The sequence below is a fragment of the Longimicrobium sp. genome (assembly GCA_036387335.1).
Classification (GTDB): domain Bacteria; phylum Gemmatimonadota; class Gemmatimonadetes; order Longimicrobiales; family Longimicrobiaceae; genus Longimicrobium.
The window spans coordinates 25,548-33,081 of the sequence record DASVTZ010000206.1 but is presented as its reverse complement, the minus strand read 5'-3'; the positions used below and the strand labels follow the sequence as shown (position 1 = coordinate 33,081).

6 protein-coding genes are annotated in these 7,534 nt (G+C 72.3%); 3 read left to right on the top strand and 3 right to left on the bottom strand.

Annotated elements, in window-relative coordinates; all coding sequences use genetic code 11:
• Nucleotides 1–159: 159 nt before the first annotated feature.
• From VF647_21120 to mazG, 3 genes are all read right to left on the bottom strand, one after another.
• Nucleotides 160–744 (bottom strand): hypothetical protein, encoded by a 585-nt coding sequence (locus VF647_21120; protein ID HEX8454594.1) that lies wholly within the window; start codon nucleotides 742–744, stop codon nucleotides 160–162.
• A gap of 4 nt (nucleotides 745–748) precedes the next feature.
• A complete protein-coding gene (locus VF647_21115; protein ID HEX8454593.1) occupies nucleotides 749–2,263 on the bottom strand; it encodes a HAMP domain-containing sensor histidine kinase in 1,515 nt (504 codons plus the stop codon).
• A gap of 242 nt (nucleotides 2,264–2,505) precedes the next feature.
• A complete protein-coding gene (gene mazG, locus VF647_21110; protein HEX8454592.1) occupies nucleotides 2,506–3,312 on the bottom strand; it encodes a nucleoside triphosphate pyrophosphohydrolase in 807 nt (268 codons plus the stop codon).
• A gap of 23 nt (nucleotides 3,313–3,335) precedes the next feature.
• Here mazG and alr point away from each other — a divergent pair, with 23 nt between their 5' ends.
• Genes alr through VF647_21095 form a run of 3 tightly spaced genes read left to right on the top strand, consistent with a single transcriptional unit; the run spans nucleotide 3,336 to nucleotide 7,063 of the window.
• Complete coding sequence (gene alr / locus VF647_21105) at nucleotides 3,336–4,499, top strand: alanine racemase (GenBank protein ID HEX8454591.1); 1,164 nt, start codon at nucleotides 3,336–3,338, stop codon at nucleotides 4,497–4,499.
• A 51-nt stretch (nucleotides 4,500–4,550) separates the two neighbouring features.
• Nucleotides 4,551–5,906, top strand: coding sequence for a hypothetical protein (locus VF647_21100; GenBank protein HEX8454590.1), 1,356 nt, complete (start codon nucleotides 4,551–4,553; stop codon nucleotides 5,904–5,906).
• On the top strand, nucleotides 5,903–7,063 hold the full coding sequence (locus VF647_21095) for a hypothetical protein (protein HEX8454589.1): 1,161 nt from the start codon (nucleotides 5,903–5,905) through the stop codon (nucleotides 7,061–7,063). The genes VF647_21100 and VF647_21095 overlap by 4 nt, the downstream gene beginning before the upstream one ends.
• The last annotated feature ends 471 nt before the right edge of the window (nucleotides 7,064–7,534 follow it).

Here is a 7,534-nt window from a genome sequence, read left to right as displayed (position 1 = left end):
AGAACCGCAACTGCATGGCTCACACAGAGACACAGACCCACAGAGAGAACCGAAAAGGTTTCCTCTGTGGCTTTCTGTTTCTTCTGTGGCCTCTGTGTGAGGCTTTTTCTCCGTTGTTCTCTCCCTGCGTCTCTGCGCCTCTGCGTGAGACTTTTCTTACTACCTGGGCTGCCGCCGCGGGGCCAACGTGTTGCGGATGCGCTGCAGCTCCTCGCGCAGGTCGCGGATGGTCTGGTCGCGCTCGGCGACCTCGCGGCGGAGGCGGGAGGCCTCGGCGGAGCTGTCGCCGTTGCCGCCGGAGCCCGGCTCGGTGACGACGCGGGTGACCACGCGCGGGTCGCACGCCACGGCGCCCGCGCGCGCGTCGCAGGGTCGCTGCAGCTCGGTGACGAGGCGGAGCAGGGAGCCGGCCTCGCGCAGGTGGTAGCCGCGGAGCGTCTGCACGCTGTCGTCGGCCAGGTACATCTGCAGCTGCTGGCGCGCCAGGGCGAGGTCGACGCTGCTGCGCGGCTCCAGGCTCAGCACGCCCAGGTAGAAGCGCGACTCGTGCCCCTCCGTCGTGCGCGGATGCTCGTTGGCCAGGCGCTGAAACGCGGCCGCGGCCACCCGGAACGAGTCCTGGGCGTACGCGGCGTGCGCCTGCTCCCACAGCCGCGTGCGGCGGCCGTCATCCGGCGTGCCCCCCCGGAGCGTGGCGCATGCACCCAGGAGGAGCACGGAAAAGATTGCACAGACAGTTCGCATGGATTCAGCCGTGAGGAAGCGTCTCGCCGGCCCTTGCGGCCGGTGGGCGTTCGGGGATCACCACGGTGAAAGTAGTGCCCTTTCCCTCCTCGCTCGCTGCACTGATCGTGCCCCCATGCGCTTCCACGATTTCATGCGCGATCGCCAGCCCCAGCCCCGAGCCCACGGAGCGCGGCTGGGCGTCGTTGTCCACCTGGTAGAACTTCTCGAAGATGTGCGGAAGCTTGTCCGCGGGTATGCCGACGCCCGTGTCCGCCACGGTCACGCGGATGCCGGCGCCGTCGCGGTGCGCCTCCAGCCGGATGCTGCCGCCGCGCCGCGTGAACTTGAAGGCGTTGGAGAGCAGGTTGCCCAGCACCTCGTTGAGGCGGTCCGCGTCGCCCACCACGTTGACGGGGACGTCGTCCGCCACCTCCACGGGAAAGTCGATCCCGTTCTGGTAGGCGAGCACCTGGAAGCCGCTGGTGAGCTCCTGAAGGAAGTCGCGCACGTTGATGCGGCGCAGCTCCAGCCGCCCGCCCCCCGCCTCGAAGCGGCTGATGTCCAGCAGGCGGTGCACCAGGCGCGTGAGGCGGTCCGTCTGGTCGTTGACGGCCAGGAGCGTCTTGCGCTGCGTGTCGTTGACCTCACCGTAGATGCCGTCCGCCAGGAGCGACACGTAGCCGCGGATGACGCTGAGCGGCGTCTTGATCTCGTGCGAGGCCACGGAGACGAACTCGGCCTTGAGCCGGTCCAGCTCGGCCAGCCGCTCCGCCATGGAGGTGAAGGAGCGCGCCAGCTCGCCGATCTCGTCCGGGCGGTGCGTGGGGACGCGCACGTTGGGGGTGAAGTCGCCCTCGGCCACGTGCCCCATCCCCGCGCGCAGTTCGCTGACGGGCCGCAGCACGCCGCGCGTGAGCCAGCTTCCCAGCACCAGCGTCGCGATCAGCGCGGCGGCCAAGGCCACCAGCGTGGTGGTGGCCGCGCGCTCGGCAATGTCTTGCGCGCGCTGAACTTTTTCCTCGCCCTCGTCGTTGATGGCCTCGGCAACCGGCTCCAGCGAGCGCTCCATCGCGTCGAAGGCGGGGAGGACCACCGACTGCCGGAACTCGGTGTTGGGGTCCGCCACGCCGCGGCGCAGCCGCGACTGCTCTTCGGCGATGGCGCGGCGGAGCTGCTCGAATTCCCGGGCGGCGCGGCCGGTGGCGGCGCGGTACTCCGGCGTGGCGTTGGGACGCGCGCCCAGGCCGCGGATCTCGCCCTCCAGGCGGCGCGTGGCGGTGTCCGTGCGCGCGCGCCAGTAGAGCGCCGTGTCCGGCGAGATGTTCCACAGCACCACGTGGTTGCTGTGGGCGTAGTCCAGCTCCTCCAGCCCGGTGTGGATGCGCCCCAGGATGCGGGTCGCCTCGGTGTCGCGCGTGCGGAGCTGCGCGGCCACGTACTGTAGCTCGCGCAGCCCGAACAGCGCGGACACCGCCGGCACGAGCAGCACCGTGGTGATCGCCAGCAGGGTAAGGACGAATCGTGTGCGAAGATTCACAGGCTATGTAAACAGATGGCTAATCGCGTGTCGGGCCTGATGACGGTGCCGTCCACGGGCCTTCAGCGCAAGGGCAGGGACGGCATGGGCCTCACGCGGAGACGCGGAGGCGCAGAGAGAACCGCAACAGCAGGCTCACACAGAGACACAGAGACACAGAGAGAACAGCGAGAAGTTATCCTGTGTGGCTTTTCTCTGCCGTTCTTTCTCTGCGTCTCCGCGCCTCCGCGTGAGGCTGCAGTTCAGGATCCCGCCCGTTCGCGGCGCTTGACCTCGTCCCAGAGCACGTCGAGCTGCTCGAGGGTGGCTTCGCCGAGGACGACGCCGCGCTCCAGGGCGAGGGCTTCGATGGCGCCGAAGCGGCGCGCGAACTTGGCGTTGGCGCGGGCGAGGGCCGGCGTGGGATGCGCGCCCGCCAGCCGCACCAGGTTTACCATGGCGAAGAGCAGGTCGCCCAGTTCGTCCTCCAGGTGGTCCGCGTCGCCGGATTCCAGCGCCTCGCGAACCTCGTCCGTCTCCTCGCGAACCTTGTCCCACGCGCCGCGCCAGTCCGGCCAGTCGAAGCCGACCGAGGCGACCCGGTCTTGCATGCGAAAGGCGCGCAGCAGCGGGTCCATTCCCGAGGGGAGGGCGCTGAGGAGGCCGGGGGCTTTCGGGTGCGCGGCGCGCTCGCGTGCCTTGATGGCGGCCCACTCCTCCCGCTCCCCCAGGCCGAAGAGGTGGGGGTGGCGTCGGCGCATCTTTTGCTCCAGGCCGGCCACCACTTCCTCCCGGCTGAAGGCGCCCTGTTCCTCGCCGATGACCACCTGGAAGGCCACGTTCAGCAGCAGGTCGCCCAGCTCGTCGCGCAGCGCGGCGGGGTCGCCCGCGTTGATGGCGTCCGCCACTTCGTGGGCCTCCTCCAGCAAGTAGCGCTGGAGGGAGTGCGGGGTCTGCTCCGCGTCCCACGGGCAGTGGGCGCGAAGGAAGCGGACCAGCTCCAGGGAACGGTCCAGGACGCCGCCGGAGTCGGGCGCGGCGGGGCGGAAGTCGGGTTGCGATGTCGTCACAAGGGGCCTATACTACGCGATTTGTGCCAATTCCGTCAACGGACGCCGAGCACGACACTTCCCGCGCCTGGGTGGAGGTAGACCTGGACGCGCTTCTGCGCAACCTCCGCCGCGTGCGCGAGGCCGCGGGTGGCGCCGCCCTCCTCCCCATGGTGAAGGCCAACGCCTACGGGCTGGGGCTCGCCCCCGTGGCGCGCCACCTGGCCGCCTCGCTGGAGCCGGAGGCGCTGTGGGGCTTCGGCGTCGCCGCGGTGGCCGAGGGAGAGGCGCTGCGCGAGACGGGGTGGCGGGGCCGCGTGGTGGTGACCGCCCCCGCGCCGCCCGGCGAGTACGCGCGCGCCGCGCGGGCCCGTCTCACCCTGGCGCTCTCGGACGTTGACGCGGTGCGCGGGTGGGCGGACGCCGCGCGCGACGCGGGAGCCCGCCTGGCCTTCCACACCGAGACCGACACCGGGATGGGGCGCGCGGGCTTCCCGGCGGACGACGCGGCGGAGTGGGGAAGGGCCGTGGCGGAGGCGGCAGGGGACCTTTTGGAGTGGGAGGGGTGTTTTACGCACTTCCACTCCGCGGACGAGGCCGACCTCGCCTCCGCGGACGCGCAGGAGCGGCGCTTCCGGGCCGCGCTGGCACTGCTGCCGGACGGGCCGCGGCGCGTGGTCCACACCTCCAATAGCGCCGCGGCACTGCGCCGCGCCGGCTTCGGAGGCGACGTGGTACGCCCCGGCATCTTCATGTACGGCGGCGAGGCGGGGCCGGGCACGCGCCCGGAAGCGGTCGCATCGCTCCGCGCGCGGCTGGGGCTGGTGAGGACGGTGCCGCCGGGGACCACCGTGGGCTACGGCGCCACCTACACCTCGCGGCGCGAGGAGCGGTGGGGAACGCTGGCCATCGGCTACGGCGACGGGCTCCCCCGGCGCCTGGCCGCGGCGGGAGGGGAGGCGCTGGTCCGTGGGCGCCGCGTGCCGGTCATCGGCCGCATCTCCATGGACATGACCGTGGTGGACCTTTCGGAAGTGCCCGGCGAGGTCCGCGCCGGCGACGTCGCCACCCTCATCGGGAGCGACGGGCCCGGCGAGATCCGGGTGGACGAGGTGGCCGCCCGTTGCGGCACCATTTCTTACGAGATCCTCACGGGGCTGGGGCTCCGCCTTCCGCGCACCTACCGGGGCGCGCCGGCGGGCGCCTGAACCCCGGGGCGGCCGAGGCCGCCCGCACACACACCGATCCGGTTCTCTCTGATGCTACGTCGTATCGGCCCGTGCAGGACCTTCCTGCTCGCCGCGCTCGTGCTGGGCCTCGCGGCATGCGACGACGAGTCGCCCACCCTATCCGGCACCGAGATCTTCGGCGGCAACAGCCCCACGCGAGAGGTGATCGTGCCGGCCGGCGCCGCCTTCCGGCCGCTGGGCGTGTTCACCGGCTACAGCGCCCCCAGCGGGGTGGTGTACTCGGTGGTCGCCAACCGCTTCGCGGGCGAGCTGAGCGCCAACGCGCTGTACCGCAGCGCGGCGGCTTTTCCGCGGTCGGTGACCTATACGCAGGACAACGTCAACCGCACGGACACGCTCCCCCGCTTCGTCTCGGGCGAGCTGGTGCTGCGCGTGGACTCGGCGCTCTCCAGCGGCGGGCCGGTGACGCTCCAGGTCTTCCGCCTGGCGCAGGACTGGGACGCGACCACCGCGACGTGGGAGCTGGCCTCCGACACGGGCGGCGTGCGCACCCCGTGGCGGACGCCGGGGGGCACGCGCGGCACGCTGCTGGCGCAGGGGGACTACACGGTGAGCGCGGCGGGCGACTCGGTGGTGATCGCGCTGGACTCGGCGGACGTCGCCGCGCTGCGCGACAGCACCGGCTTCGGCTTCACGGTGGGCGCGGCGCAGGCGGGTGCGCGGGTGCAGATCCGCGCCATCCCCACGCTCCGCGCCGGCGTGCGCCCCTCCAACGCCGTCCGCGACACCATCGTGCAGACGGCGATCCCCATCGAGGGGCAGCCCAACACCTTCGTCTTCACCCCGGAGCCGCCGCAGCCGGCGGGGATGCTGGCGGCGGGCGGCATCCGCTCCGCGCGCTCGCTCTTCCACTTCGAGCTGCCGGACTCGGTCACGGGGTGCGCCGCAGGCGGCGGGTCGTGCCAGCGCGTGGCGCTGCGCGACGTGCAGCTCAACCGCGTGTCGCTGCTGCTGCGGCGCTCTCCGGTCTCGGCCGCGTTCGCGCCGCTGGACTCGGCGATCGTCTCCATCTACACCATCCGTGAGCCTGAGCTGGGGCGGCGCGCTCCGCTGGGGCAGCCGGTGCTGGACCCCAACGAGCGGGTGAGGTTCACCAACCAGAGCGGCTTCCTGTCGCCGCAGAGCGCGGCGGCGTTCGCGCCGGCCGACTCGCTGGTGGAGCTGAACATCACCGCCTTCGCCACCAGCGCGGCCCGCGGCGACACGGTGCCCAAGGACTTCGCGCTGCTGGGCGGGCCGCTGGTGGGGATCCCGTCGGTGCGCCCCAACAACCAGATCTACGACACCTTCGGCCTCGCGGCCTTCCTGCCGGAGCCGCGGCTTCGCATCGTCTACACACTGCCGGCCCGGAGCGAGCTGCCATGAGCCGCGCCTTTCGCCTCGGGGCCCTCGCGGCCCTGGCCTTCGCCGTCCAAGCAGGCGGCGCCCAGGCGCAGTCGGTGCTCTCGTCCCGCGGGCTGGGGTACCCCATCGAGCCGGTGGACGCGCGCGCCCGCGGGCTGGGTGGCGTCGCCCTGGGCCTTCCGGAGGCCACCTTCTCGCTGGTGAACCCGGCCGGTCCGGTGGGGCTCGCCACGGCCGCCATCTCGGTGACCTTCCAGCCGGACCAGTACGACGCCACCGCCGGTACGCAGGCCACGAGCGGCAGCACGGCCCGTTTCCCCTCGGTGCAGGCCGTCTTCCAGCCGCGTCCCCGCTTCACGCTGATGGCGGGGTACGGCTCGTTCCTGGACCAGAACTACCGCGCCACCCGCAGCGACTCCATCACGCTGAGCACGGGACGCGTCGCGGTGGAGGAGCGCTTCCGTTCGCAGGGCGCCATCGCGCGCTTCCGCGGCGGGATCGGCTACCGCGCCGGGCCGCGCTTCGCGGTGGGCCTCGCGGTGGACGCCTTCACCGGCGCCGTGCGCGACACCAGCCAGCGCTTCGTGGAGGGGCTGAACCCGGCCGTCAGCGCCACCACGGTCACCTACACGGGCACCGGCATCTCCGTGGGGACGCGCTGGATGCCGGTGGAGGCGCTCAGCTTCGCGGCGGCCGTGTCGGGCGGCGGAAAGCTGAACGCCAGCCCCGACGACTCGACGGTGGCGGAGAAGGACTACTCGCTCCCCGTGACGCTGGACGTGGGCGCCAGCGCCCGCGTGACGGGGAACATGCTGGTCGCCGGCTCCGCCCGGTGGGCCGGCTGGGGCGCGGCCGACGACGACATCACCAACCGCGGCGGCGCGCGCGACGCGCTGAACCTGGCGGGCGGGCTGGAGTACGACGGCTTCACCCTCCTGGGCCAGACGCTTCCGCTGCGGCTGGGTGCCCGCATGGCGCGCCTCCCCTTCCGCTGGGACGGCGCGGACTCGGCGTTCCCGGACGAGCGCGCCATCACCGCGGGTATCGGCGCGCGCCTGGGCCGCGGCGCGGCGATGCTGGACGCGGCGGTGGAGCGCGGCTCGCGCGGCGGCGACGCGGCGGGGTTCGAGGAGCCCTTCTGGCGCGGCTCCCTGTCGGTGACGCTCTTCGCCCGGTGAGCCACTTCGTCCCACGCGGCCCGGTGTCTTCACAGGCGCCGGGCCGCGTTGGCGTTGCGGGGGGGTGATTGGGTTGAGGCCTGGCTGATGGTTGGAAACCGAGCCAGGGCCGGCGGTTGAAACCGCTGCAACAACGGCGGGAAACCTGCCTTCGCAGGTTGGGGGCGGGGGGGATGCCGGCTCACATTGGCCCGGTCGCGCAACCGGGGGTCGCGATTGGTGCCGGTGGCGGGCCCCGGCCCCGCGCAACCGGGGGATGAATCCCCCGGCTGGAACTACGCGAAGGCGGCTGAAGCCGGCTCGTGCATGCAGGCATTTGATCGCGAGTCCGCGAAGGTGGACTTTGCGTGGTTCCAGCCGCGAATTCATTCGCTCCTGGAAGAAACGCCTGGGCGGCGCCGCCATTCGGGACGCACCGGGATCTCGCCCGCGAGTCCGCGCAGGCGGACTTTGTGCTGTTGTTGCCGCGAG